This is a genomic window from Nostoc sp. UCD121 (genome assembly GCF_014222285.1).
Lineage (GTDB): Bacteria > Cyanobacteriota > Cyanobacteriia > Cyanobacteriales > Nostocaceae > Nostoc.
Genome location: NZ_JACKZS010000069.1, coordinates 1 through 25,492, shown reverse-complemented (window position 1 = coordinate 25,492; position 25,492 = coordinate 1). Strand labels below are relative to the sequence as shown.

The 25,492-nt window shown below is 39.8% G+C and carries 24 protein-coding genes and 1 pseudogene; 15 read left to right on the top strand and 10 right to left on the bottom strand.

Annotation, left to right across the window (positions count from 1 at the left end; all coding sequences use genetic code 11):
• Positions 1 to 66: 66 nt before the first annotated feature.
• Positions 67 to 435, bottom strand: coding sequence for a BON domain-containing protein (locus GNF10_RS16405; protein ID WP_185581392.1), 369 nt, complete (start codon positions 433 to 435; stop codon positions 67 to 69).
• A 348-nt stretch (positions 436 to 783) separates the two neighbouring features.
• Here GNF10_RS16405 and ilvN point away from each other — a divergent pair, with 348 nt between their 5' ends.
• The 6 genes from ilvN to GNF10_RS16375 all read left to right on the top strand — a co-directional run bounded on the left by ilvN (position 784) and on the right by GNF10_RS16375 (position 6,510).
• Complete coding sequence (ilvN, locus tag GNF10_RS16400) at positions 784 to 1,302, top strand: acetolactate synthase small subunit (protein ID WP_114080075.1); 519 nt, start codon at positions 784 to 786, stop codon at positions 1,300 to 1,302.
• A gap of 501 nt (positions 1,303 to 1,803) precedes the next feature.
• Complete coding sequence (locus tag GNF10_RS16395) at positions 1,804 to 2,412, top strand: hypothetical protein (protein ID WP_185581390.1); 609 nt, start codon at positions 1,804 to 1,806, stop codon at positions 2,410 to 2,412.
• A gap of 232 nt (positions 2,413 to 2,644) precedes the next feature.
• Positions 2,645 to 4,429 carry an OmpA family protein gene (locus GNF10_RS16390; RefSeq protein ID WP_185581391.1) on the top strand — a complete coding sequence of 595 codons (1,785 nt, stop codon included), beginning with the start codon at positions 2,645 to 2,647 and terminating at the stop codon, positions 4,427 to 4,429.
• A 38-nt stretch (positions 4,430 to 4,467) separates the two neighbouring features.
• Positions 4,468 to 4,944 carry a Rab family GTPase gene (locus tag GNF10_RS16385; RefSeq protein ID WP_260446306.1) on the top strand — a complete coding sequence of 159 codons (477 nt, stop codon included), beginning with the start codon at positions 4,468 to 4,470 and terminating at the stop codon, positions 4,942 to 4,944.
• Positions 4,945 to 5,346, top strand: coding sequence for a hypothetical protein (locus GNF10_RS16380; RefSeq protein WP_185591952.1), 402 nt, complete (start codon positions 4,945 to 4,947; stop codon positions 5,344 to 5,346).
• A gap of 39 nt (positions 5,347 to 5,385) precedes the next feature.
• Positions 5,386 to 6,510, top strand: coding sequence for a sensor histidine kinase KdpD (locus GNF10_RS16375; RefSeq protein WP_185591953.1), 1,125 nt, complete (start codon positions 5,386 to 5,388; stop codon positions 6,508 to 6,510).
• Positions 6,511 to 6,558: 48 nt separating this feature from the next.
• Here the strand turns inward: GNF10_RS16375 and GNF10_RS16370 are convergent, their stop codons facing one another.
• Together GNF10_RS16370 and GNF10_RS16365 are read right to left on the bottom strand one after the other, a co-directional pair.
• Entirely contained in the window at positions 6,559 to 8,781 is a 2,223-nt protein-coding gene (locus GNF10_RS16370; protein ID WP_185581933.1) for a pentapeptide repeat-containing protein, read from the bottom strand.
• 9 nt (positions 8,782 to 8,790) lie between these two features.
• The gene (locus tag GNF10_RS16365) at positions 8,791 to 9,798 is read right to left on the bottom strand and encodes a zinc-dependent alcohol dehydrogenase family protein (protein WP_185581934.1); all 1,008 of its coding nucleotides are present in this window, start codon (positions 9,796 to 9,798) and stop codon (positions 8,791 to 8,793) included.
• A gap of 492 nt (positions 9,799 to 10,290) precedes the next feature.
• Between GNF10_RS16365 and GNF10_RS16360 the strand changes: the two genes are divergently transcribed.
• The gene (locus tag GNF10_RS16360) at positions 10,291 to 12,213 is read left to right on the top strand and encodes a right-handed parallel beta-helix repeat-containing protein (RefSeq protein WP_185586031.1); all 1,923 of its coding nucleotides are present in this window, start codon (positions 10,291 to 10,293) and stop codon (positions 12,211 to 12,213) included.
• Between the two features lie 496 nt (positions 12,214 to 12,709).
• Here the strand turns inward: GNF10_RS16360 and arsS are convergent, their stop codons facing one another.
• From arsS to GNF10_RS16335, 5 genes are all read right to left on the bottom strand, one after another.
• Positions 12,710 to 13,699 (bottom strand): arsenosugar biosynthesis radical SAM (seleno)protein ArsS, encoded by a 990-nt coding sequence (gene arsS, locus GNF10_RS16355; RefSeq protein ID WP_185586032.1) that lies wholly within the window; start codon positions 13,697 to 13,699, stop codon positions 12,710 to 12,712.
• A gap of 40 nt (positions 13,700 to 13,739) precedes the next feature.
• Entirely contained in the window at positions 13,740 to 14,699 is a 960-nt protein-coding gene (locus GNF10_RS16350; RefSeq protein WP_185586033.1) for an inorganic phosphate transporter, read from the bottom strand.
• Between the two features lie 146 nt (positions 14,700 to 14,845).
• Positions 14,846 to 15,814, bottom strand: coding sequence for an arsenosugar biosynthesis arsenite methyltransferase ArsM (gene arsM, locus GNF10_RS16345; RefSeq protein WP_185586034.1), 969 nt, complete (start codon positions 15,812 to 15,814; stop codon positions 14,846 to 14,848).
• Between the two features lie 213 nt (positions 15,815 to 16,027).
• Positions 16,028 to 16,702: a response regulator transcription factor gene (locus GNF10_RS16340; protein WP_185586035.1), complete on the bottom strand. Its 675-nt coding sequence runs from the start codon at positions 16,700 to 16,702 to the stop codon at positions 16,028 to 16,030.
• A 193-nt stretch (positions 16,703 to 16,895) separates the two neighbouring features.
• Positions 16,896 to 17,183 (bottom strand): Mo-dependent nitrogenase C-terminal domain-containing protein, encoded by a 288-nt coding sequence (locus GNF10_RS16335; protein ID WP_185586036.1) that lies wholly within the window; start codon positions 17,181 to 17,183, stop codon positions 16,896 to 16,898.
• Positions 17,184 to 17,553: 370 nt separating this feature from the next.
• On the opposite strand from GNF10_RS16335, the gene GNF10_RS16330 reads away from it, so the two are divergent.
• Entirely contained in the window at positions 17,554 to 18,177 is a 624-nt protein-coding gene (locus GNF10_RS16330; protein ID WP_185586044.1) for a class I SAM-dependent methyltransferase, read from the top strand.
• 119 nt (positions 18,178 to 18,296) lie between these two features.
• On the opposite strand, the gene GNF10_RS16325 is transcribed toward GNF10_RS16330, so the two are convergent.
• The gene (locus tag GNF10_RS16325; protein WP_185586037.1) at positions 18,297 to 18,794 is read right to left on the bottom strand and encodes a GNAT family N-acetyltransferase; all 498 of its coding nucleotides are present in this window, start codon (positions 18,792 to 18,794) and stop codon (positions 18,297 to 18,299) included.
• 241 nt (positions 18,795 to 19,035) lie between these two features.
• Here GNF10_RS16325 and GNF10_RS16320 point away from each other — a divergent pair, with 241 nt between their 5' ends.
• The 7 genes and pseudogenes from GNF10_RS16320 (at position 19,036) to GNF10_RS16290 (ending at position 24,626) form a co-directional block, all read left to right on the top strand.
• Entirely contained in the window at positions 19,036 to 19,227 is a 192-nt protein-coding gene (locus tag GNF10_RS16320) for a hypothetical protein (protein ID WP_185586038.1), read from the top strand.
• A 382-nt stretch (positions 19,228 to 19,609) separates the two neighbouring features.
• Positions 19,610 to 19,939, top strand: a complete 330-nt coding sequence (locus GNF10_RS16315; RefSeq protein ID WP_012408576.1) for a hypothetical protein — start codon at positions 19,610 to 19,612, stop codon at positions 19,937 to 19,939.
• A gap of 72 nt (positions 19,940 to 20,011) precedes the next feature.
• Positions 20,012 to 20,560, top strand: coding sequence for a GIY-YIG nuclease family protein (locus GNF10_RS16310; protein ID WP_114082696.1), 549 nt, complete (start codon positions 20,012 to 20,014; stop codon positions 20,558 to 20,560).
• A gap of 47 nt (positions 20,561 to 20,607) precedes the next feature.
• A complete protein-coding gene (locus tag GNF10_RS16305) occupies positions 20,608 to 22,092 on the top strand; it encodes a YARHG domain-containing protein (protein ID WP_185586039.1) in 1,485 nt (494 codons plus the stop codon).
• Positions 22,093 to 22,774: 682 nt separating this feature from the next.
• Positions 22,775 to 23,134 (top strand): Mo-dependent nitrogenase C-terminal domain-containing protein, encoded by a 360-nt coding sequence (locus tag GNF10_RS16300; RefSeq protein WP_185586040.1) that lies wholly within the window; start codon positions 22,775 to 22,777, stop codon positions 23,132 to 23,134.
• A gap of 21 nt (positions 23,135 to 23,155) precedes the next feature.
• A pseudogene (locus GNF10_RS16295) lies at positions 23,156 to 23,429 on the top strand (cupin domain-containing protein).
• 450 nt (positions 23,430 to 23,879) lie between these two features.
• A complete protein-coding gene (locus tag GNF10_RS16290; RefSeq protein WP_185586042.1) occupies positions 23,880 to 24,626 on the top strand; it encodes a creatininase family protein in 747 nt (248 codons plus the stop codon).
• A gap of 252 nt (positions 24,627 to 24,878) precedes the next feature.
• Here the strand turns inward: GNF10_RS16290 and GNF10_RS16285 are convergent, their stop codons facing one another.
• A complete protein-coding gene (locus GNF10_RS16285; protein WP_185586043.1) occupies positions 24,879 to 25,481 on the bottom strand; it encodes a CPBP family intramembrane glutamic endopeptidase in 603 nt (200 codons plus the stop codon).
• Between the last annotated feature and the right edge of the window lie 11 nt (positions 25,482 to 25,492).

Below are 25,492 nucleotides of genomic sequence, written 5' to 3'. Positions count from 1 at the left end.
CCCATTTCAAATGTCCAAAACCCTTGCAAATAGGTAATTACGAATTACGAATTACGCCTTATGGTACTAGCCAATCGTGGCTTGGTTAGTGTCCACATCTGTAGTGCCATTCACAGAACGAGCTACAGAAATCATCTTATTAAGAATTTCTTGACTGGGAACTTTGCCTTTCAACACCACAGTGCTACCCGTTTGAGCAACCCAAAGAGTATTAACATCATCAAGTTGTGGATCTTGATCAAATGCCAAAGCTACCCGCTTTGCTAACCCACTTTGGTCATATTCACCACTTAATCCCAAACGTTCTGGGGGTATAGATTGAGTAGCAGTAGGAGCAGCATTAGTACTAGGAGTTTGTGCTATTGACTGCGGAGTAGGATTTACTTCTGCATTTTGAGGTTTTTCCATTCCAAATAGTCTTTTTAACCAACCCATAAAAATCTTTCTCCTAATTAGAGGCTTATTGAGTGGAGTATAAAAGCTTTTCGAAAATGCCGCATCTACCAATGAAAAGATATCCATTCCATAAAATTCCTCCTTGCAGGATAACTTCTGCCCAATTTTTTATTTCTAGAGAATGCAACGAGTGCAGCTATTGAGTTTACAATAAAAGGTTGCACTGATAATTAGTGCAGTAGTACGCGACAACAGAAATCAACATACATTTGACAAAATGTCAAGAGTTTGTAACTCAATGAATTTTGAATCTTGAATGAGTGAATTCTGCAAAGCGGTACTAGTTTCTGCGTTCCTCAAATCCTGTTCTAGCCTCTGTTGGCGAAGATGAAACATACCCTTTCAGTTCTCGTAGAAGATGAGGCGGGTGTTCTTTCCCGCATTTCTGGTTTATTCGCCCGTCGTGGTTTTAATATTGAAAGCCTTGCTGTTGGCCCTGCTGAACAGGGAGGAGTCTCCCGAATTACAATGGTTGTACCTGGTGACGATCGCGTGATCGAGCAACTCACCAAACAACTATACAAGTTAGTCAATGTCCTCAAGGTACAGGATATTACCGAAACTCCTTGCGTTGAGCGAGAATTGATGCTTGTGAAAGTGAATGCTAGTAGTAGCAATCGCTCAGAAGTGATTGAACTGTCTCAGATTTTCCGGGCGCGAGTCGTGGATGTAGCAGAAGATTCTCTCACCTTAGAAGTTGTGGGAGATCCAGGTAAAATGGTAGCGATCGTGCAGGTGTTGCAAAAATTTGGTTTAAGAGAAATCGCCCGCACTGGCAAAATTGCCTTGACTCGTGAGTCAGGCGTGAATACCGAGTTACTCAAATCTTTGGAAGCAAAAGTTTAGTTGGGATTTTAATCAGCATATAAATCAAAGACAGCAGAAGTCATAGTGGCAATTGTTACTATGACTTTTGCTGAGAGACTATCAAAAAATTGCAAGATAATTAACAGTGATAGCTCAATCAAACGCTGAGAGAATGTTTGAAAAGTATTATGCGAAACGCAACAGTCAAAATCATCAAAGACCTAACTCCCTGACGCAAAAAGGCGGAATTCAAATTATACTTATTAGTACCTCTGCTGTGGATATAGTATCAAAATTAACGGCTCTTCCGTAGATGTTATGCTAAATTTCAAACTAGAATTAGGGATTTGCATTTAAAATCAAGGGTTTTATGCAGTTAAAACCTGGATTTTATCCCAAAAGCTCAAACGTCAAGATTAAAAGCTGTATTTATTGCCCAGCAAGGGATATGAGCTAATTTATAGATGTTTTTAGCATAACAAGTAATGAAGAACCAAATTAACATCAAATCAAAATTTAGTTTCCCAAGGAATTCACAATATGAACTCACCTGAAGAATACATCAATAATAATTCATCCAATATAGAAAAACAGAATTCGAATGCAAACATAAATGAGTTGCAATTTAGTAATAACAGCATGAGTGAAGGTAGAAACTTAGATAAAGTTAGAGAAATTCTTTTTGGCAATCAAACACGGGATACGGAAAGAAGGTTTAACCGTCTAGAAGAACGTCTAATTAAGGAATTGGGCAACGTGCGAGATGAAACAAGAAAACGTCTAGACGCTTTAGAAATTTATATTAAACAAGAAGTTGATTCTTTAACGCAGCGCCTAAAAAATGAGCAGGTAGAGCGTGACTCTCAGGTAAAAGCAGTTGCTGAGGAAAGTAAAAGCATAATCATATCTTTAGAAAAAAAGATTACTCAATTTGATGAACAAGCTACTAATAGTCAACGAGAGTTGCGCGAGCAGATTCTCAACCAATCTAAAAGCTTACAAGATGAGATACAACAAAAATCTCAGGAAATCGTAGCTTTACTAGAACGGGAAGCTCAAGAACTTCGCAGAGAGAAAACGGATCGTTCAAATCTGGCTGCTATGTTTACAGAGTTAGCTATCCGGCTGAATGCAGAAAATAAGTCTTGACCTAAGGAATTATTTGAAAACTTTTTCACTATGAATTTTGGCACTTTTATATTCTCTCTACCCCTATTAAAAAGGGGAAGTTAAAAGGATTTAAAAGTTTTAATACCGACCTAAATACTTTCCAAATATCCTCTACTCTAAGGGTTAAAAGATTTTTTACCTATCGGTACATCTCTTCTGTTTACAACAGAATGCTACTTGATGATAAATTGTGAATTGGGGAATTTTGGTAATGAGTGACTATTCAAATAATCCAATACCCAAAGTATCCTCTGAAGGTTTGAACAGCAACAACCAAACCTTCGAGCTTAATGATGAACTAACTATACTCCGTAGTTTGCTTCTGGATATTGAGCCGACTAAACTTAAAACACTCTATGAGCGATTAGAAAACCCTCAAATTCTACCAGAAGATATTAGCAAGATGCTTCCAGAAGCTGTTATCTTGCGCTCAAAGCAAGATAAACAACTTGCGGAAGTAATGGTATCAACTGTGGAAAATGCCATAGAAGTTTCTGTTAGACAAGACCACAATGTGCTTTCAGATGCATTATTTCCAGTTATTGGGCCAGCTACTCGCAAGGCGATTTCTTCGGCTCTTGAGGAAATGATGCAATCGATGAATCAAACTCTGGAACATAGCTTGTCTCCACAGAGTTTTAAATGGAGACTAGAAGCGCAACGCACAGGAAAATCATTTGCGGAAATTGTGCTGTTACGGACGCTAGTTTATCAAGTAGAACAAATATTTTTGATTCATAAAAAATCGGGATTATTGCTGCAACATTTAGTAACAACGCAGGTAACAGTTCAAGATCCAGATTTAGTAGCTGCGATGTTGACAGCTATTCAGGATTTTGTCAAAGATTCTTTTAGGGTGCAAAAAGTAGATGGACTAAAAAGTTTACGCTTTGGAGAAGTAATGATTTGGATTGAAGAGGGGCCGCAAGCTTTAGTAGCAGCGATGATTCGAGGGAATCCTCCCCAAGAATTAAGGTTAGTTTTGCAAGAAGCGATAGAAAAAATTCACCTGAAGCTAGGTAGAGAAATTCAAAATTTTACAGGAGAAACAGAAGCATTTCAGGCCAGTCTGCCTTATTTAGAAGCTTGTCTGGTAGTTCAGTATAAATCTACGGCTAAAAAAAATTATACCTATGCGTGGGCTTTCTTGGGTGCGATCGCGATCGCTTGTGGGACTTGGGGCTTTTTTGCGATAAGAGAACAACTTCGTTGGCAAGCATATCTTCAAAAACTCAACTCTCTGCCAGGAATTGTTGTGATTAACACTAAGCAAGCTTTTGGCAAATATTTTATTTCGGGAATGCGCGATCCTTTAGCAGTAGATCCCAATACACTAATACAACAAACAAATCTTAATCCTCAAATAGTAATTAGCCAGTGGCAACCTTATCTGTCTTTGGAGCCAGAATTTACTGCCAAAAGAGTTGAACAATTGTTGCATCCTCCCCAGACTGTATCATTAAGGGTTGATAACAACGGTATTCTTAATGTAACTGGTTATGCACCCCGTAAATGGATTTTAGAAGCACGGAAATTATGGGCATTTATTCCTGGTGTCACCCAATTTAAAGACCAAAAACTCGTAGAAATAGAACTTAGCGAGTTAGAGTTATCTAAAATCAAGATAGAAAAAGAAATACTTTTTTTTACAGAAGGAACAACTGAGTTAATGCCTGGTGAAATTGACAAATTGCCTAATTTGTTTTTATCAATCCGCAAATGTTTGGATATTGCCAAGTATTTAGGTAAAAATGTGCATATTCAAATAATTGGACATACTAATAGTGCTGGAACAGAACGAAGAAATAGACCACTCAGTCAAGCCCGCGCTAATAAAATTCTATCTTATTTAAAATCCCAAGGAATCAAGGTAAACCAATTTCAAGCACTAAGTGTAAGTTCTAGCCTAACTTCCCTGCCAGAATTAACGCCAGAATCTAAAGAATTTAATCGGAGAGTATCTTTCAAAGTATTAATAAATAATACCTCTAAATAAAATTTTATCAATTTATGGTTATCCAGAAGAAAATTTGTATGATAGGTGCATTTGCTACAGGTAAAACTAGTTTAGTAGCAATGTTTGTCCACAGTATTTTTTCTGAAAAATATCATACTACTGTGGGTGTAAAAATTGATAAAAAAGCTATAGAGATTCAAGATAAAAAAATCAACCTTATCCTTTGGGATATCTATGGAGAAGATGAGTTTCAAGAATTACAAATGTCTTACTTGCGAGGTTCTGCTGGTTATTTATTAGTTGTAGATGGTACCAGGTATAATACTTTACAAAAAGCTTTTGAGTTACAAATAAAAATAGAAGATGCCATTGGTCAAGTTCCCTTTATTTTAGTCATAAACAAGTTGGATATAACGGATGAATGGGAAATTGAACTTGCTGAGATAGATGATGTTACACAAAAGGGTTGGACTGTGATTAAAACAAGTGCCAAACATGGTATTGGTGTAGAAGAAGCTTTTCAAACTCTCGCTAAAAAAATATTGGATTGCTAAATGTTGGATGTCCCTGTTTTTGTAATTGCCTATATTCTAAATTTGCTAACAGCAGAGTCTTCTCTTGGCTATCTGTTGGTTAATAAAGATGGTAGCCTCTTGACTTGGGGTGGTAAATTGGCAGCTTATGGAATTACTAACCTCCATAAAGGCAAAAATGCAAAAGAGCAAGTTGTTTTTCTAGAAGGGTTACTACCATTAGATGATACTTCCATATTTCTACCATTCATCCAAACAGAGTATGGCAGTTGTGTAGATGTTCATATATTACCGACGAAGGAAGCAGATTGGGTATTGCTGTTAGATAGTAGCTGTGATAGAGATTACCTCTTTCCTATTCAGCAAAAAGCAAATGATTTCAGACTATTACAGGAAAAATTAAATAGAAAGTTAAATTACTAACCTAAAGTCAAAATTAATTGATTGTATCAGGTTTAACTCATGAATACATCGATCGCAAATGATATGCTCACGGCTTTGAACATTCTAGCGTTAGAGCAAATTGATGCAGGCTTATTTAAAATTATTGGTAATTTACCTGATTGGTTAAATCAATTTTCTTGTAACATTTTAGCATCAGGAATGAATATCTCCATACCGCAGGAAGAGTTTTCTTTTTTAAATAATTTTTTAATTGATGCCGAAAAATTTTGGATGAACAATAATACTAAAAAACTCAGTTCAGGTTTATGGACTGAAATAGATGCAGATGGACAAGAATATCAATTTAAAGCTTATGCAACTTGTGTGAATAATAGAAAATTTTTATTGATCGAGGCGTTGGAAGATTCTGATCAAGAACAGCAGTCTGTTCTCCAAAAAGCTAGAGAATATCAATTGATTTATCAGCAATTACTTAAGGATAATCAAAAAAAAGATGTTCTAATTCATTGTCTTATCCATGATATAGCGGTGGAATTGAGCGCTATAAACTGCTGTTTTGCACTACTAGAATTTGAAAACTTAACACCTAAAGGAAAAGAATATTTAGAAACTGGTATAAAGCAATGCCTAAAACAAGAGATGCTGATTAAAGATATTTTAGACGCTTTTTCTACTGAAGCAGTATTAACAGAAAATTCTCATATCGATATTGAAGAAGCACCTAATATCTTAAGTTCTATACAAGAGGTAATTGAATTTTCAAAACTGAACTTTGCCCTTAATAATATACAATTACAGCTTGCTACCAATATTGATATGACAGCAGACTGGAAAGTTATGGGAGATAAATCTCGTTTAGATAGAGTGATTTCTAATCTAGTAGAAAATGCTTATCGATATAGTAAACCAGATTCTATTGTGACTATTGGTCTACAGTTGGATGGGCAATATGTTTTAGTTACTATTGATGATTGTGGTTTGGGTGTATCGCCAGAAATGGAAAAGAATTTATTTCAAAAGTTTTCTCAAGGCAAAGGTAAACCAGGGAGAGCCGGTTTAGGTCTTTATTTTTGTAGAATCACACTTGAACGCTGGGGAGGTATGATTGGTTATTTACCTCGTCTTGAAGGTGGTTCTAGATTTTGGTTCCGCTTGCCAAGACTAGCATTAGTGATGAGTTAAGAAGTGTCCCCAGTTAATAATATCAATTACTTCTAATCGCGTGATAAGCTACTTCAGATAAATTAGCAAATTCAATCCCGGAATTGTACGAGAAAGAGTCCACAAAACAAGAGTAATGTAAATTACACCTAAACTCCATTCATACCAAGCAAGTGCAGAGATGATGCCTGGTAAGTGTTCGTCTCGCAGGCGAATGTCGTTAAATCCTAATTTCACTAAGTTGTTGAGACTAAAATCATAGTAGTTGAGCCAGTTCCAACGGCGATCGCTCAGTAGAGGCATATATCGTTCACGAAATGTCTGATTCCTTGGTATCACTGGTAAACGCCCAATCAACAATCGTAACTGGCGAAATGTGCCATCTTCGGTGAAGTAAGAAACGTTCATTAAATCGTGATAACGACCTTGTTGGTAAAGTCGGATCAATAATGCTAGCGGTACGGGGACAAGAATTATGAAAAGACACCCTAATGTCAGCCAAGGTTGTTGAGCATTGCGAAAGATGGCTAGTAAACTCAAGAATTCTAAAACGCTAAAACTGACTAATATCGCAATGGTTTCGTAAGATGTGGGAATGATTGGTACAGGATGCAGGCGACGATAGCGATCCACTAGCCAAAATAGTAAGCCAAAATAGGCGATCGCAACTCCTCCCACGCCAAACACTAACCAAAAATTTGTCCCATAGCCACTCAACAACAGCAGTACACTCAATCCCAACCAACTCCAAGCTTGTAGTAACCACCCACCAATAGAAAGCGATTCGCCAACAATTAAGCGATCGCTCAGTTGTGTGTATTTTTCTAAACCGATGTCTGCTAAAGTCAATAATTCGCTACTGTTGCGAAAATATTTTATCAGACGACGCTGGGCGATCGCTGCGGCTTGAGTTGCGGAAAAACCCAGTTTAATCAAACTGGTAACACTTGCACTATTAATATTTGTAGCTGTCAAACGGCGGCTCATTTCTACTAATCGCAGCTGTTGTTTTGTGTATTCCAGTTCATTAGCATCGGCAACTTGCTGTTGCTGACGGAAATTTTGCCCCAAATTCCGCAAGATATTTTGATTACCTTGCAATGTAGGAATGCAGAACATTTTACCAATTTGACCAGGATTACCTAAAATTTTTGCTTGGTTAGAGTTAAAAGTTAAACCAGGTACGCTTAGACAAGCTTCTGGAGAAAACCTGGCATCGCTAAAATCTGCTTGATTGAGAATGCTTGCACCTTGTAAATTAACTGATTGATTAAACTCCACTTCTCGAAATATGAGAGCTTGCTCAAAAGTCGCATCTGTTAAAAAGAGAAACTGATTAAAATTTGCTTTAGTAAACTGGGCTTGATTGGCAAAGCGGACATCAGAAAAATCAGCATTTTCTTGCCATTGCACACTACTGAATTTAGCCAATTGCTTAAAACTTGCTTGGTTAAAGTTAGCAATCTTTTCAAATATACTCCCCTGAAAATCAGCGAATTCTTGAAATTGGGTTTGTTTAAAATTAGCTTTTTCAAAAAAAATACTACCCTGAAAATTGGTTGGTTGCTTAAATTTAGTACCACTAAAGCTGACGGGACGACCAAACCGAGTTTCAGCCCAATTCGTGGATTGGAGAAAAGTTGCACCTTGGGCATCTACAGACTGAAGAAAGAATGTATGAGAGAACTTCATTTCGCCATTGAAGCGAGTTTGCACGAGTTTCAAGACACCACGAAAGACGGCAATTTCACTGGATGGGGTTGGCTCTGTTCCCAAAAGCGATCGACAATCTTTGGAGTTCGCTAGCGATTCTAGACAAATAAAGCGCAAACGTGCTAGTTCTTCTTTTTCAGTAGCTGTGAAAATCGGAGCAATAGCTTGGGCGTATAAGGAGGTTCTTAAACCCAAATCGCTGCCCACAAAATCCCCTAAAATCAGGGCATAGCTGAGGTCTAAACCCAGAGGTTTTGTACCTAGCTCTTTTCGTAATAGTTGGTAAAAAGCATCACGAAAGCTAGCGTTTTCGGGGCGCAAATCAATCACCATCTTCTGCAAATCTACGGTCAAATTGCCTTCGCGGAGTGTGGGTGTGCGTAGACGTTCTTGTAATAATTCTAGAGTTAAGGGTGTGCGTTCTGGTTGCGTTTGTGCTGCTGAAGTAGGTAGGGGGAGGAGGAGAAGTAAAACGCAAAGGAACGCAAAGGGAAGCGCAGAGGTACGCAGAGAGAGCTTTCTGGCTATCTTTGCGTTTAACCTCTGGGTGCATCTATGTTTAAAAAATAAATTATGCAAATTGTTCGATCATTCGTCGCTAATTAGTAGAACAATTTTACCCGTCACAGAACCGCTTTCAATTAGTTGGTGTGCCTTAGCTGCTTCTTTTAAAGGAAACTCGTGACTAACATGAATTTTTAACTTGCCTTCATCGATCCAGGTGGCACATTGTTCGAGAATTTCTGCATGGTGCTGGAGGCTGTCTTCCAATCCTAGCAACGCTGGTGTCAGCATTAATTCTAAACCAATGCGTAAATTACGTAGTCTAGCAGTTTTCCAAACAGTATTGGCATCGGGTTCGAGAATCGTCACAATATCGCCATATACTCGCACTGCGGGAAAGGTTTTGTGAAAGGTTTCGCCGCCTACGGTATCAAAAGCCAAGTCTACGCCTTCGCCGCCAGTCCAATCTAATACCGCTTGCACAAAGTCTGTTTGTTTGTAAAAAATTACATGGTCTGCACCAAGTTCTTTGACGAAATTAGCCTTTTCCTCAGAACCCACTGTGGTAGAAACAGTAGCACCTTTGAGTTTCGCCAATTGAATTGCTACATGACCGACACCGCCAGCACCCGCATGAATGAAAACCCGTTCCCCAGGTGACAATCGTCCCCGTTCGTATAAAGCTTCCCAGGCGGTGATTAATACTAAAGGTGCTGCGGCTGCTTCTGCAAAAGAGATAGAGGCAGGTTTACGTGCCACAAACCGCTCATCCACAACGGTATATTCAGCATAATTGCCTTGGTGCGCGCCCAATCCACCGTAGCAAAAGTATACTTCATCGCCTGGGCGAAAACGCTGAACACCAGCACCCACAGCCTCAACTACACCAGCACCATCACATCCTAAAATTGTCGGCGTGCGATCGGGGTAGAAAGTGCCTCGGCTACGAAGTTTAGTGTCAATGGGGTTAATGCCAGCCGCCACCAAACGCACTAAAAGTTCAGTATTCCCTACGGGAACCGCAGGGTTTGGCACTTCCTGTACTTGCAGAACTTCAGGACTGCCAGCTGCTGTCATCAAGACTGCTTTCACAATTCTTTCCTCCTGGCTTTAGATGCACATTCTTATGCAACTTTAGCGCAAGAGAGTAGACACAAAGTTATGTCTGAAGGAAAACTAGTTAAGCAAATTTATCTGTTAAGGCAGACAGGGGAGGCAGGGGAGCAGGGGAGCAGGGGGAGAATTCGTAACTCCTAACTTCTCACGGGCTAAACGCCCCGCTATCGCTAACGAAACTGTATTGCTGTATAGCCATAAGAGTGTGGACTCTAGGGTAGAGGACGTAAATTCAGACGAATAAATCTTAATGCTCAGGTGAAAGATAGAATGGTAGGTTTTTTACAGTTTATCTATCGATAGGTACTGGATAAAAATTTCCAAGTAGTCTTACTTCCTCCTTCCAAAGACGAGGAAAAATTCCCCGTCGCAATACTTCTTACACTAGAAAGCCTTCTATTCTGTTTCCTGTCTTTTTTCCTCATTTCTCCGCTCCCTTGCGTTCATCGCTTTTCTCTCTTTTGAGTAATGATAAAAACTCTACGTTCCCTTCTTTCCTACGCAGCTTTAACTACTATTGTTTTGGTAGCTGTAGTCACAACCCAGTTAGGAACTACGCAGAAAACTCCTGCGTTCGCTAACATTACACCTACCGTTATTCATTCGTTTAATAGCAGTAATAAGTCCAATGCTTCCACTTCAGAGGCAGAATCTGTACAAAACAGCGATGGTAAGCTTTACAGTACGAGGTACGGGGAAGACGCAAATGATAAAGACTTGATTTTTAGGGTTCCTCCTGATGATAGTAATTTCAACCTTTTCTATTTGTTTAGGGAGAAGAATGGTCAAAGGACTAATCCTAAAATTGCGGCTACCCAATCTACCACGAGCTTGTACGTCTACGTGTCTCCCACGGGAAGCGACACCGGAGGCGATGGATCGCTAGGCAAGCCATTGAGGACGTTGGCGTATGCAGCAAAACGAGTTCAACCGAATCAAAACTACACGATTTACCTGAACGCAGGTGTCTATAGGGAAACGGAAGCAACGGTACTTCCGCCGGGAGTGAATATCGAGGGAGCAGGTGAATCAAGCGTGACTATCACTAGCAACGGTGAGATTCCGGCTCCAGGAATAAACACAGGTAGCACCGACTGGAGTCTTTGGCATTATGGAAGCATTATTCAGCTTGTCTCGCCTAGCTACTCCGGCTCAAGCCCTAGGTATGGGGCTCCTTCCGAGATGATTGAGGCGACAGACGGCAATCAGACTTTAAGCGGTTTCACCATAAATGGGAACGGCAAGACCATCAAAGCCGGTGTCTGGGTGGAAAATCGTAATAATGTGACTATGCATAATGTCACGTTCAAGGATTTCCAGCACAGCGGTGCAGTTTTTACCCGTGGCAATATGTGGTGGTTCGTCCCGCTTCCAGAGGGGAGGTGGATGAAGAACACAACGATATATGATTGCACGTTTATTAACTCCGCAGCTGATGGAGTATCGGGAGGATCTACCGGTAACTTGAGACTTGGGGGACTTGATGGCGCTGACATCTACAACATTACTATCCGAGAAAATAAAGGATACGGTATCAAGTTCATGCATGTAGGTCATCTGCGTAACGTGAAGATTCACGATTGCGACATCCAGGTTCCGGAAGTTGATTCCCAGTGGAGCGAGGATGCTTCCATTGAACTTTGGAATTTGAGTTATGGAAACGAAATTTACAACGTTACCTCTAATACGTGGTTATCGATGGTTAATCATGCAGTAATGAATGATTACCAGCCAACAGCTACACACCCAAGCAATCTCAAGATGCGAAACGTAAGAATAAAAGATATTGATGGACAGAGTGTTAAGGAGTCAATCGAGGTTGCCTTGAGTGGAGTTGAGATATCCGACTCCTATTTTCAGGATAAGGGCTTTGGTATTGCGATCTGGGGAGGGAAAGCATGGGGCGGAAGTATAGAAAATCACAACATTAACATCCACAATAATATTTTCGCAAATGTCGCTCGTAAAGTTCAATTTGGTTTTGGGAACAGCACTGCCGTCTTCATTCCCGATTCAGCTACCAACATCAAGATTCACAACAACGTGTTCGATACCTTAGGGAATAGCCTACAGATCGACTCCGCAGACAAGATATCGATCAAAAATAATGTGTTCTTGAACTCTCAAGGAGACGATGTGCAAGGAGGTAACAACATTGCTTTCACTAATAATCTCCGCAGGAATACTAACCCAGCAAAACCAACTTGGCAAACCCGATTCGCGGTTAATGCGACAAACATCCAGGGTGATCCAAGATTTACAGGTACAGGCGATCGTTGGAACTCTTACTACAAGGCGGCTTCGTCACGCAGTCTTATGGTGGATAGAGGAACTAATGTAGGGCTTCCTTACTCTGGTTCGGCACCTGACATCGGGCGATGGGAGTGGTAACAATAGTTGAATTTTGGGGGAAAGGGAAAAGGTTAAAAGGGAAAAAACCTTATATATCGAGTCTTCCAATCCTTTTCTCTTTAACCGAGCAGTATTGGGAGTGGTAAGAAAAGTTGATTTAATCAAATCCAAATTTTTGGATCGGAGTTTTGCTATACCAAAGCCTTAAAGGATAATGTACAGTGACCAATTAATGTTATCGAGGGTGTGAAAGCTTGAACTCTCTAGTCTTAAGCTTAGAAACGGCACAGTAACTTACAAGTTGTATAAACACAAATTCTTGTCAGCCTAAAGTGGATAAGGATTTATTTGATGGCACGAATTTGTCTCAACATCATTTAATTTGTAACTGTACAGGAAAGGGAAAAAACCGCGAAACATTATGTTTCACGGTTTTCAGTGTGGTGTAAGGAGCTTAACTAAATCTCATCATAAAGTAACAGCCCAATAACAACGCACTGGTAACAATTTTGGTAACAGAGTTTTTTTAGCAGCCTTAGAGCAAAGCACCGCCACAACTAGAACCACATCCAGCAGTACAACCATAGCAATAAGCAGCAGTTTGGATCTCACTAATCAGGTCTAGACTGCCAGCTTCTAGCAATTTGCTAACTGTTATTGGTTCAGAATTGCCAGTTTTTGCGGGCAAATTCATCATCTGATTAAAGTCACAATCATATACATTTCCTAGATAGTCAATTGAAAGTTGATCGCGGCACATCAAATGTTCAACTGTGCCAGGATTAAAATTTGACTCTAAAAACTGCAAATAGCTACTGTGTAGTTTTCTCCGTTTTAAATGTATTTTGGTTCTACCAACTGGTAGGTTGGTAATGGTGAAGAGGTTGTTAAATACAATATTAAAATGTTCTTGTAAGAACATTTTGTAATCTTGTTCTAGGTTGGTCTGTTCGGGAGCTAAGGAAAATTTTTCAGTAGTGGGTAACTGGGGATTAAATACCAAGTCCAAAATTAAATTTTCCTCTTTACCATAGCCGAGTTGGTTAAGCCACTGCAAAGCTTTGACTGAACTATCAAAAACGCCAGAACCACGCATTTTATCAACATTATCTGCTAGGTAGCATGGTAGAGAAGCCACAACTCTTATTTGGTGTTTAGCAAAATATTCTGGTAAATCAGCAAATCCATCTTCAAAATAAATAGTCAAATTAGACCGGACAATCACCTGCTTGCCGGTTGCTCTTGCGGCTTCTACTAATGGTTTAAATCCATAATTCATTTCTGGTGCGCCACCAGTCAAATCCACAATTCTAATTTCGGGAAATTTATGGATTAGCGAAATCAATTGTTCGCAAATTTCAGGAGAAAGCTCTTCTGTACGTTTTGGCCCAGCTTCGACATGACAGTGTGTACAGGCAAGGTTACAACGCTTACCTAGATTAATTTGTAAAACAGAGATCCCCTTTTTTGTGAAAGGGGAATTTAGTTTATTTTTAAATGGTGTAAATTTTGATTGAGTTTGCATTAGCTACTATTCCTTAAATATGGCAATATACTCAATTTTTCTAACCTTGTAATAATCGGTAAGTTATTCCACTAATAATTGCAGCAGTAGGTAAAGTTAAAATCCACGATAATAGTATCTGATAAAAAACACGTATATTGGCTTTTTTGTCAGTTAAACCGACTCCAAAAATAGAACCAACTGAAACATGAGTGGTAGAAACAGGAAGTCCAAACAGACTAGCTGAAATCACTAGAATTCCAGTTACTATATTTGCTGATAAGCCTTGAGGAGGATTCAATGAGGTAATCTTTTCACTCATGGTGACAGCAACTTTTTGGGAGTTGAGTAAACCACCAAGTGCCATTGCGATCGCTATCGTGATCATTCCCCCCTGAACCGAAAAATACTCAATAACTAGAATGAGTGAGGAAATCTTGGGAGTATCATTTAATCCTCTAGCAAAACTCACAACTCCGGCGCTGAGAAAATGGCAAGTATCAATCATTTTCTGATTGACTGCTAGGTTCCATTTGGAATTGATATAGCCAGATAAGCTGTAAATTGCTGCTCCGAAGGGAATAGCAATGATCGGACTGAGAAATAAAGGCAAAACAAAGGAAGTTCCCAAAACGGCAAAATTGACTTTGAGTCCGATCGCAACTAATCCAGCGCCAACCAGCGCACCTATTAAACTGTGAGTTGTGGAAATGGGAAACCCCATAAGGGTTGCTATCAGTACAGTTAGACCAGTTGCGATCGCAACTGCGAGATGAAATTCTGGTGAATTAGCGATCGCATCAGGCACTAGTCCTTGACCAGAGAATTTTTTAATTAGTGTACTTGCCAAAAAAGTTGCAGTTGCTGCACCACCTAAAGTTGTGAAAGTTGCCCACAAAATTGCTGTTTGATAGCTACTAGTCCGGCTACCAAACAACGTTGCTACCCCTTTAAAGTTGTCATTGGCACCATTCGAATATGCTAAAAAAAGTGTAGCAATAAATAAACTAATTAACAACATTTTTGGGTTTATAAAGAAGAAGTCAGAATTGAGAATTCAGAATCAATAATGCAATGAGTAAAATATTCAAATTGTGCATCCATTCCCCAGTCGCACAGAATCATTCTTAATTCTGACTCCTGACACCTGAATTCTTGCTTAAGAAATTAACAGCAACCACCACCGCTATAGTGCCAGGTTGAGTTGGTAACAATTATTTCTGCTGGCTTGATAGCTGCAAGTTTAGCGGCAGTTTTATCACACACGGCTGCGGGAATACCTCGCTGGAGTAAGTGTCCTGCTGAATCATCGAAGAAGGGTTCCAAGCCAGCATAAATTGCTGTTTTTCCAGTGAAAATACAAGCACCATCTTCTGGAATATCAACTTTAAAGGAGACAGAATCCAGGCTTTCTAAAAGTAGGTGTTTGTCTAAATTATAAGTCTGAGAATCTAGTAGGCGATAAGGACGACGGGCACGAATTTCAACTTGACCAAAGCCAGCATTTGTAATCCGTTCAGTATACTCTTGATATGTGAGTGCGCCTGATAAACACATGGCTCTGAGTCGTTCATCTTGTTGAAGATGTGCTGGAATTTCACTAGTGGCAATTGGATCGCTCATCTGCAAACGTCCGCCTGGTTTTAATACCCGATACGCTTCTTTTAAAGCCCGGTTTAAATCTTCTGGTTCAAAGATGTTGAAAAGGCAATTCTGCGCCACGATATCGACGCTAGCATCAGCAACGGGTAAGTTAAAAGCATCACCTTCGCGGATTTCTACAAAACTCGTGTCAAACCACGGGTTTTCTTGAGCAGCAATTTCCAGATTGCGTGCGGCTGCTTCCCGCATGGCCCCAACCGGTTCAACGGCAATTACAGCACCTGCATAGCGGGAAAAATAAGCGAATTGCAACGCTTCTAAGCCGCCACCAACGCCGACATAAAGCACAGTAGGCTGATTTCCTAGTTCGGTGGAGTGAACGGTAGTGCCACAACCATAGTTCATTTCCTGCATAGCCAAAGGAATTTTCAACCCTGGTAGTTGCAGGGGTGTACTTTGCACACAACAAAGTCCAACTTGCGGGGTTTCGGCAACTTCGCGGTAGAATTGCGCCGCTGTTTCTAGATAAGTCATGCAGTTTTAGATTTTTAGATGATGACAGCTTTGTGCATCCTAATATAATTAACCCTGAGTTGGATGAGTTATTGCTCAAATTGCCAAAAACCCCAAATCTTCCTAGGATAGAAAATTTTAGGGTTTTATCGTTATTTCACACTGGATAGGGGATGATGGACAAGAATTAATAACCAATGCCCAATTCCCCATTCCCCATTCCCCATCCCAAATTCAATCATGCAATGTGTAGCCGACACCACTCACAGTTTGAATGAGACACTTTTCGTTATTGGCTTCAAGTTTCAGACGCAGATAGCGTATATGAAGTTCGATGATGTTGGCATCGCCCATGAAGTCGTAAGCCCAGACTTCTTGTAAAATGCGATCGCAGGTAATTAGCTGTCGTGGATGGGCCAGTAAATATTCCAGTAAATCAAATTCTTTAGCAGTTAACTCAATTAACCTTTGATCTCGGTACACTTGGCGCGTGCGACGATTTAAACTCAAGTCTTCAAATTCTAAAACATCTGCGCTGTCTACTTGCCAATTTCTTCGCAGGTGAGTGCCAACTCTGGCTAATAATTCATCAACACTGAAGGGCTTAACGAGGTAATCATCAGCACCAGCGTCTAAGCCTACAATGCGATCGCTTACTTCATCTTTGACGGTTAATAATATTATTGGTAATTTATCACTAATATTTCGCAAGTGGTGGCAAATCTCTAACCCCGATAAGCCAGGCAACACCCAGTCTACAATTACTAAATCTAGATGTAACTCACGCGCTGCGGTGAGTGCAGTTAATCCATCGTAGGCAATACTGACTTGATAGCCTTCATAATTTAATTCTAATTCGACAAATCGCGCCAGTTTGACTTCATCTTCAACCAGTAAGATGTGCGTCATGATGATGTTAATGATTTCAGCAGGGTACGGTAAGCAACAATACGGTCTGGAAACACTTTAGCGAGGTGCCAGCTACTTACATAGCCAAACATCTAAATTAGGTGTACGTTAGCTTAGTATAAACCTGAGTAAGTAACAACAGTATATTTGCAAAGACCGATGGCTGCTTAATCAAAGAACATCAAACTGACTATTAGCAATAGGCTGTGACATCTTCACCACATTTATCGGCAAGATAACAGAGCGCTTTAAAACGCAAACCAACCACTTCCTCGTATAGGGGATTTAATTTACACATCGGAGGAATATGAAATAGCTTCCGACCAAACAGTGTGATATTTTGCTCAAAGGGACATTGAGCAGGAATAGCTTTGCATAAGAAATGAGCCAATTTGGAGTTATGAATTTCTATCTTTTCAAACCACTCGCGCACTGGGTGTAGTAAATCATTGCGTGACCGTATTTGAATAAAGCTTGTCATAATTTTTCACCTTAATAATTTCAAACTTGATTGAGTTTGTTCTATTTGAACCTCTATAAATACATACACTTAGGTTCTATAGTTTTATGCACTGATTCCTAGTTCGTTCTCTACAAAGATAGAATGAATCTCTAGGTACACTGTAAACTACACATTCAAGGATCAAAATTCCTGATGATTTATCCCATTTCCAAAAACTTTTGCAACAAATGAATCAGCTAAAGCTGTAACTCACTGGGTCGAGAACCGCCATATTGTGCCAAACGCTAAGCTAGATATTGCCGGACTGCAAAACTATAACCAAATTCTGGGAGGCGCAGCTAAACTTACCCTAAAAAAGCATCAAGCTTTAAAAAAGCTGCGAAAACTTATGACTGATAACTTCTTCAGTAACAAAAAGCTACTTTTTGACCGATGGGCACCAAGTTATGACTGGCTCTTTCCTTCAGTGTTTTATCGAGCCATTCACAAACGCTTGCTGGAGTACGTCGATTTACCAAAGCCAGCAAATGTACTTGATATCGGTTGTGGCACTGGACGCTTACTTGAGCGCCTTGCTACTCAGTTCCCTGACCTGCGGGGTACTGGATTGGATTTCTCTGCTAATATGTTGCGGTTAGCAAGACAGAGCAACCACCACCGTCCACGCTTAATTTATATCGAGGGCAAAGCTGAGTCGCTTCCCTTTGCTGATGGTCAATTTGATGCTGTTTTCAGCACTATCAGCTTCTTGCACTATTTGGAACCGAAACAGGTAGTTACTGAGATAGCACGAGTACTTTCTCCCGGTGGACGCTTCTACTTAGTTGACATTAACATTACTTCTAAAAAAGAGGCAGAACCTCAATTATTGCCACTTACTCCCCGTGGAATTAGACTCTACAGCCCTAATCAACGTCAACTTCTTGGCTCTTCTGCTGGGCTATTGTGTTTGAGCCACCACTATTTATTAGGGCCAGTCTTACTAACAATTTTTGCTAAACCTCCGATTTGAAAATAGAGAATTGCAAAGAGTAAAAGATTGGAAACAGGTTGTATCAGTCATTTTTCTCTATATCTTAATTACGAATTACGTTAGCGTAGCGGTAGCGAGTCCGCGAGCGTCATTACGAATTACGAATTAGTATGACCTCTATATTCCATAAATACCACAGGAACTTTGAGCAGCCTTTTAGCTAATTGCGACAATTTAAATTTATCGTTGAGTGTAGACAAGCCTGTTGTTTTGGGAAATTGTGGCAAGTCTTCAAAAGATATTGGTACAAAATTAAACCGACTGTAAAACTGTGCCAATCGTTCACCCAAACATTCAAGATAAAGTGGTTGCGTTGCTGTATTAATCAAATGCTGCGTTAGCAAAGTACCCAAACCACGACCTCTCCAAGCTGATGCAACGACCAAACTACCAAGTTCTTGTGCCCCTGAAAAATTACGTAGCTGTCCGCAAGCTACGAGATTATCACCACATTCAATTACCCAAAATTGCTGCCAGTTTAATTGAGTTGGGTCGAGTTTTGCTGAGAATACCAGCAATCGAATCGGCCACTGATCCCCAGAGGTTGCCTTGCGAAGTATACACCCAGATGGTAACGATAGATTACTCTGGTTCATTAATTACACAATGATTAGTTTGTTCGTATCACAATCATCACCAAAGTCCTCGCGCCGTGGAGAGCCACTGGCTTTGGTTAAAAAACTCTACATTTATGGATTTTTATCAGTATACATGAGTAGTACTAAACAATACTTTCGATAGAGGTAGGACTCAGCCATAACTATACCTGGATAGATGCACTCACACTGTTAATCTTCTTAAGATAATACCAACAATAAAATTATTAGGAATGTAATAATGTCTGAACCACAAAAAGCTGGTAGCCAAGAAAATACACCCAGTTCTGGTAATTACGAAACCACTCTTGACGAAAGTAAGCGCAAAACTGGCGATGATGAAAAGAGCGATGCTAAACCCACTGCTACACCAGAAGCACCAGAAAATGATTCTGTAGCAGGTAGCCCCAATCAGGGAACTGAGTCACGTTAATTGGTTTGAAGTTTGCCAAGTTTTAATAATCTACTTGGGTTTTTCTAATAAACCCAATTTATTAAACTTTGAGTGGATAGTTGTGGTTTATATCACGATTATCCACTCATTTTTGTTGTGTGATAATCTTTTTTAGGGAAGCTGGGGGCTGGTGTGATAAGTGCGTAGATGCAGCCCACCATAGGCTATCGCTTTAGTACAATATCTGAAGTTTGTCAGCACAACCTTAAGAAAAAATCACCTATCCCCGAAAATCTGCTCAACTTCATGATTCTTAATCATGCCAGCTTCCTCTAGTGGCTGACAGAAGTACCACAATCCAATAGGCTGATCTTAAAGTGGTGATTTTTCACTCAGTCGTTAAGAACTACCTATACAGAAAATGTCTCTTAAAATAGTCCAGAACTTTGATGGCAGTTTCACTCTGGAAGCACAAGCCCAAGAAACTTTGTTCAACTTATTGACAAGCGATGCTTTCTTAAATCAAATTCGTCAACAATTACAGTGTGAGCAAATTAAATTTACAGAATTAATTTTCCAACCAGTTCCTTATAGCTTAACTACAACTAAAGGAATGCCAGCAGAGTTTGAAAAATATCATGAATCTGATGAATATGCCATCATCAATGTACCACCAAACTTCATGTTTAGTGCTAAGATTTTTAAACCCAGTCGCCTTTGTGCAATTTACCAAAAATTCGGTAATGGGTAATTTTAAAGGTACTTTTTCTCTAATTAGCAATTTTCCATCCTGAAGGCAAATAGTAAGTTTAATATTTGATGTATGGCTCTTGAAACAAATCTTTCTTCTTTGGCAGCCCTGGAATACATTCCTTACATTGATGATAGCGGTCAATTACCTGAACAATTTCAAGGTAAAATCGGGGTATATGCTATTTTTGACCAAGAAAAAGTTCTGCAATTTGTAGGATACTCTCGTGATGTTTATCTCAGCCTCAAGCAGCATTTAGTTCGTCAGCCACAGCAATGCTATTGGGTCAAAGTTCAAACTATTGAACGCCCTAGTCGCACAATTTTAGAAAATACTGAAAATGCTTGGATTGCTGAAAATGGCAGTGTACCTTGGGGAAATGGGGATAACAAGGAAAAATGGACTCATCCCATTGATGTCAAATTGATAATGACACCTGAAGAACAGGCAAAATATCAAAATCCAGCTAATGATGAATTAGCACAAATGAAAATTATTAAAAATGTGGCGCGAAGAGTAGAAGCAGAAATTTCAACGCAATTATTAGAAGTGCGTGGTTTGCAAATGCAAGTTCGCTTCAATCCTAAATTGAAAGAAGAAGGTTTACTAGATTTGAAATGAAGGTTGTTTTGGGAAAACTATTTTATGAATATCGCTTATAATCTCCCATGACAATACAGCTGCTGAACGATCGCTATCAAGTTATCCGCACACTCGGCGCTGGTGGGTTTGGTGAAACCTATCTAGCAGAAGATACCTATATGCCCTCAAAGCGCCGTTGTGTGGTTAAACAGCTAAGACCAATTCACAATAATCCCCAAATTTACCAGTTAGTGCAAGAGAGGTTTCAACGGGAAGCAGCTATTCTCGAAGAACTCGGTGGCGCAAATGACCAAATTCCAGCATTGTACGCCTATTTTTCCTCTGGCGGACAATTTTACTTAGTTCAGGAGTGGGTTGAAGGCGATACCCTAACTGGAAAAGTTCAAAAGCAGGGGCTATTTAGTGAAGGCGCTGTCCAGGAATTATTCATGAATTTATTACCCGTCCTGGATTATGTTCACTCTAAACACATCGTTCACCGCGATATTAAACCCGATAACATCATTGTGCGTCATCGTGATGGTAAACCAGTGCTGATTGATTTTGGCGCTATCCGCGAGTCAATGGGAACCGTAGTAAATTCTCAAGGCAATCCTACCAGTTCGATTGTGATTGGTACACCCGGCTATATGCCCAGCGAACAAGCCGCAGGTAGGCCAGTTTATTCGAGTGATTTATACAGTTTAGGAATGACGATAATTTATTTACTCACTGGTAAACAGGCGCAACAACTAGAGACGGATTCTCAGACGGGTGAAATTGTGTGGCGACAGTATGCGAGTCATGTTAGTCCAATCTTAGCAGGAGTGATTGATAAAGCGATCGCATATCATCCGCGCGATCGCTACCCCACCGCTAGAGCAATGCTGGATACTTTGCAGAACATCGCAAATCCCATTCCACCAACGCAACCTATCTTGACTCAACCAACTATAGTTTCTGCACCACCACCTCAGACAGTGGCTGTCAAACCACAGCCGAATCCTCAAGGTAGTAGTCAGAATAATATCCTTCTGGGCAGTTTGATTGCAGGTGGGCTAATCGGTGCATCTGTGATTATTAGCCAGGTATTAACAAAATCTACTGAATCTACAGCAGATAAAACGGTGTTACCTTCAGAAACTCCGTCAAATGTAACCACCCCAGTGACAGAAACTCCTAAATTTATACCAATTACTCCATCTATTCCTACTCAAACCCCATCTGTTCCTACTCAAATTACACCTGCCCCAACGACATCAATACCGCCAGTTGATACCATAGCCGTCAACACTTATTTATGGCTTTCCCAAAGGCTTGTAAATGATGCAGATTTAGATGGTAAAGACGGTTTTGAACTAGATATTATGCGAAATTCGATTTTTGCTAGTCACGGCCGCCGTTTTGATACTCCTGGATTACAAGATTATTTTGACAACCAACCTTGGTATAAACCTATATATTCACCAAAAGCGTTTCCATCTAAATTACTGTCAAAATTAGAGCAACAGAATATCGAGTATATCAACAAATATCAAGAACGTTACGGCTTGAGATATTTTAAGAAATAAGTTTAGGTAACAGGCAACTGAAAAGAAGACTTTTTGAATTGTAATGAGTTTTCTCAAAAATCAATCAAATATGAGCCTTATATGTTGCTAGGGTAGTACTAGTGTAAGCGGTTACACTCGATACATTTATTGCAAATATTCTTGTAAATGCTATAACTTCTAAGTATATTAGCTTGAACTTATCAAAGGATTTATTGCTACTTATTAGATAATATCTAGGTTGTCTAGTGTAATATACCAGACTTATGACTAGATATTTAATAGCCTAAAATCGCTAGATATTAAAGACTAGTCCTACCAAAGCCTATATAGAGTGAGAGCTAAACTGTTTTTTTCTACGCCAAATTCCATCTCTAGATACTAGGCCGTTTCAGAACCAGGCATTTATATTTAATATATAAAATAGCTATCTCGAAGATTAGCAATCCATAAGTTAAAGAAATGCCATTTTTATAATTTCTTTGTTATTTTGTATTTAACGGGACAGTTCTTCCCGATTTGGTGGGCTTAAATAACAATTAGTTAGACAATTTCCCTCCAAAGATGTATGCAAATTATTTGCATTGTGCTTATTTTTCTGCATAATCTCCAAGCATAATGCAAATTGGCTCGACAGATTAGATGTGTGATATTTCAATTCGGCAAATAGTTCATCTACACAAGGAAAACCTTGCCTACTACTATGCTTAAAATCAAGAATCAGCGTATTTTTCTGCCTGCGTTTATTCAACCTTTAGGACAAAATAATCAAGCAGATAGCAAAAAGGAATTAGCTAAACCTAAATTAGATTTATTGCAACCATTACGTCAACGGCTGGATGAAATTGAGATTCAGAATCGGAAATTAGCGAAATTTATTGCTAAACTGATTCCTGCTCAGTGTCCATTCGAGCGTGATATCACGCTTTTTGGTCGCAAAATAGGACACATTCCGCCAATGTGCAAACTCAATCCACTTTATAACGAACTTGTCTACTTGCGTTTTCGCGCTTTGTGTTATTTAGTAGATCAGTGTGGAGAGGATATTCAATCATACTGCTAAACATAACTAGAAAAACGCAACATGAAAATTCAAATTGAGCATCAGCTTAAAACTTGAACGCCTCAATGAATTGGGTGTCTATAAATGGGATATTTGGAGAAAGGAAGTCTCAAAATTCCGTTGGACTTATAATTCTCAAGAAACTTGCTACTTTTTGGAAGGCGATGTGGTTGTTACTCCTGATGGTAGACAAGCAGTGCAAATGGGTAAAGGCGATTTGGTGATTTTTCCGGCTGGAATGTCCTGCACCTGGGAAATTACAAACGACGTAAGAAAACATGATTACTTTGATTAATCAAGAGTTAAGATTGATCCCTGTTCTTTTCTTGATGATCCACAAAACCAACACCTCACAACATCTCATAAATTTAGATTTTTATTATAGGTGGGGTTCGCAACAAGGCTCGTAGGATAAAGTAGCATATTTGGTAAATTGCTTATATCCATATCTGTCAAAACTCGTTGCGACTCCATCCTCTAAACAATATTTATAAAAATAGATAGCCTCATTTTCTCCATATTTGGCAGAAAGTTGATGGCAGATATCTAAAAATATGAAATTCATTGATCCCCGACAATTTTTGTGAATTCGGGGATCTTGCTATTGAAATTTCTCATTGCGATCGCCACTACTGGGAATCTTGGGAGTTCATAATCAAGTTAGTGGGAGTTTAGTTACAGAAGATGCTATTCAGCAGAGAAGGGTTTCGTCTTACCGCAATTTTATTGAGGAAAATCATTAAAAATGTTACTGCATTTGAGTACTTGGCAAGAAGTCGAAGCTTATTTACAGCAGTCGAAGGGGATTATTTTCCCTATTGGTTCTACAGAACAACATGGGCCAACGGGGTTAATTGGTACTGATGCCATTTGTGCAGAAGCGATCGCAGCTGGTGTGGGTGATGCAACTAGTGCGATCGTTGGCCCTACAATCAATGTGGGGATGGCACTGCATCATACTGCTTTTCCTGGCACAATCAGTCTGCGTCCTAGCACATTAATTCAAGTAGTTCGAGATTATGTGACTTGTTTAGCCAAAGCTGGTTTTAGCAAGTTCTACTTTATCAACGGACACGGTGGTAATATTGCCACCCTCAAAGCGGCGTTCTCCGAAACTTATGCCCATTTAGAAGATTTGCAAATTGCCAATGCCCAACAAGTGCAGTGTCAAGTGGCAAACTGGTTTATGTGCGGTTCTGTATATAAGCTAGCTAAAGAATTATATGGGGATCAAGAAGGTTCTCATGCAACGCCAAGTGAAGTAGCCCTCACCCAATACGTTTATCCAGAGGCGATTAAGCAAGCACCCCTTTCACCAGAAGTTGCAAGCGGACACAGGATTTATAGTGCGGCTGACTTTCGAGTGCGTTATCCAGATGGACGTATGGGATCAAATCCTGGTTTAGCAACACCAGAACACGGAAAGCAATTTTATGATTTGGCGGTGAAAGAACTCAGCAATGGATATTTGGAATTTGTGAACGCAGATTGAAGGAGGCAGGGGGTAGGGGGCAGAATGTAGAAACTCTATCTAATCCCGGATTTCTCACGATACTGTAGGCAGAGGAGTGTGGGGAGTGTGGGGGGTCAGATTTCTTCCCCATCCTCCCACGCCTCCCACACTCCTGGATTTGTCACTTGTGAGAAATCCAGGTAATGTGTGAGTCCTGGATTTGTACCTTTTCTCCTTTCCCCCTTAACCAAAAAGTATTGGGGCTACGCCTACGCACCAATTCCTACAAGCTCAAAATTTATTTTTTAATTGCCGCAATTGCCACATTTTCCAGAAATAGCTAGAAATCCAATTGGTAATCATGTGAGCGACAATCGGCACTAATAGGTTGCCCGTAAGCAGGGCACTATATGCTAATATCATCCCAACAATTGTTGCCCAAATCACATAAGGCCATTGTTGAGAACCACTAAAATGCAAGATGCCAAAGCAAAAACTAGATACAATGACAGCCACATGATCTAATCCTAAAGCTGACAGCATTACACCCCTAAATAACAATTCTTCACTCAACCCTGGTAGTAAACCGAGCCAAATTAAGTCTGGTAAGGCTAAGGGCTTCAGTACCACGTCTAGATAATAATCTGCACTTTTTCGATAGGGAGTCCAAACGCGATAAGCTATGCCACTTAACGCGGTAATGACGAATCCTAATCCTACACCCAACAGCAAATCTTTCTCGTCCCACTTCCAGGAAAAGAGGGAAAAGTTACCAAAGTGCAACGACAGTTTGGCGACTATCAACAAAATGATTGCAGTCGCTCCCATCGCCCCAAGTACTTGGATGCGTGTCAGATATGGAATTTCTGGCTCTTGTTTTTGTTGTTCAACCACAGGTTTTTAGG

What these genes read in the sequence shown, in the direction of transcription:
- GNF10_RS16405 (WP_185581392.1), bottom strand. Translation starts at nt 435, where the DNA reads ATGGGTTGGTTAAAAAGACTATTTGGAATGGAAAAACCTCAAAATGCA.
- ilvN (WP_114080075.1), top strand. Translation starts at nt 784, where the DNA reads ATGAAACATACCCTTTCAGTTCTCGTAGAAGATGAGGCGGGTGTTCTT.
- GNF10_RS16395 (WP_185581390.1), top strand. Translation starts at nt 1,804, where the DNA reads ATGAACTCACCTGAAGAATACATCAATAATAATTCATCCAATATAGAA.
- GNF10_RS16390 (WP_185581391.1), top strand. Translation starts at nt 2,645, where the DNA reads ATGAGTGACTATTCAAATAATCCAATACCCAAAGTATCCTCTGAAGGT.
- GNF10_RS16385 (WP_260446306.1), top strand. Translation starts at nt 4,468, where the DNA reads ATGATAGGTGCATTTGCTACAGGTAAAACTAGTTTAGTAGCAATGTTT.
- GNF10_RS16380 (WP_185591952.1), top strand. Translation starts at nt 4,945, where the DNA reads ATGTTGGATGTCCCTGTTTTTGTAATTGCCTATATTCTAAATTTGCTA.
- GNF10_RS16375 (WP_185591953.1), top strand. Translation starts at nt 5,386, where the DNA reads ATGAATACATCGATCGCAAATGATATGCTCACGGCTTTGAACATTCTA.
- GNF10_RS16360 (WP_185586031.1), top strand. Translation starts at nt 10,291, where the DNA reads ATGATAAAAACTCTACGTTCCCTTCTTTCCTACGCAGCTTTAACTACT.
- arsS (WP_185586032.1), bottom strand. Translation starts at nt 13,699, where the DNA reads ATGCAAACTCAATCAAAATTTACACCATTTAAAAATAAACTAAATTCC.
- GNF10_RS16350 (WP_185586033.1), bottom strand. Translation starts at nt 14,699, where the DNA reads ATGTTGTTAATTAGTTTATTTATTGCTACACTTTTTTTAGCATATTCG.
- arsM (WP_185586034.1), bottom strand. Translation starts at nt 15,814, where the DNA reads ATGACTTATCTAGAAACAGCGGCGCAATTCTACCGCGAAGTTGCCGAA.
- GNF10_RS16340 (WP_185586035.1), bottom strand. Translation starts at nt 16,702, where the DNA reads ATGACGCACATCTTACTGGTTGAAGATGAAGTCAAACTGGCGCGATTT.
- GNF10_RS16335 (WP_185586036.1), bottom strand. Translation starts at nt 17,183, where the DNA reads ATGACAAGCTTTATTCAAATACGGTCACGCAATGATTTACTACACCCA.
- GNF10_RS16330 (WP_185586044.1), top strand. Translation starts at nt 17,554, where the DNA reads ATGACTGATAACTTCTTCAGTAACAAAAAGCTACTTTTTGACCGATGG.
- GNF10_RS16325 (WP_185586037.1), bottom strand. Translation starts at nt 18,794, where the DNA reads ATGAACCAGAGTAATCTATCGTTACCATCTGGGTGTATACTTCGCAAG.
- GNF10_RS16320 (WP_185586038.1), top strand. Translation starts at nt 19,036, where the DNA reads ATGTCTGAACCACAAAAAGCTGGTAGCCAAGAAAATACACCCAGTTCT.
- GNF10_RS16315 (WP_012408576.1), top strand. Translation starts at nt 19,610, where the DNA reads ATGTCTCTTAAAATAGTCCAGAACTTTGATGGCAGTTTCACTCTGGAA.
- GNF10_RS16310 (WP_114082696.1), top strand. Translation starts at nt 20,012, where the DNA reads ATGGCTCTTGAAACAAATCTTTCTTCTTTGGCAGCCCTGGAATACATT.
- GNF10_RS16305 (WP_185586039.1), top strand. Translation starts at nt 20,608, where the DNA reads ATGACAATACAGCTGCTGAACGATCGCTATCAAGTTATCCGCACACTC.
- GNF10_RS16300 (WP_185586040.1), top strand. Translation starts at nt 22,775, where the DNA reads ATGCTTAAAATCAAGAATCAGCGTATTTTTCTGCCTGCGTTTATTCAA.
- GNF10_RS16290 (WP_185586042.1), top strand. Translation starts at nt 23,880, where the DNA reads ATGTTACTGCATTTGAGTACTTGGCAAGAAGTCGAAGCTTATTTACAG.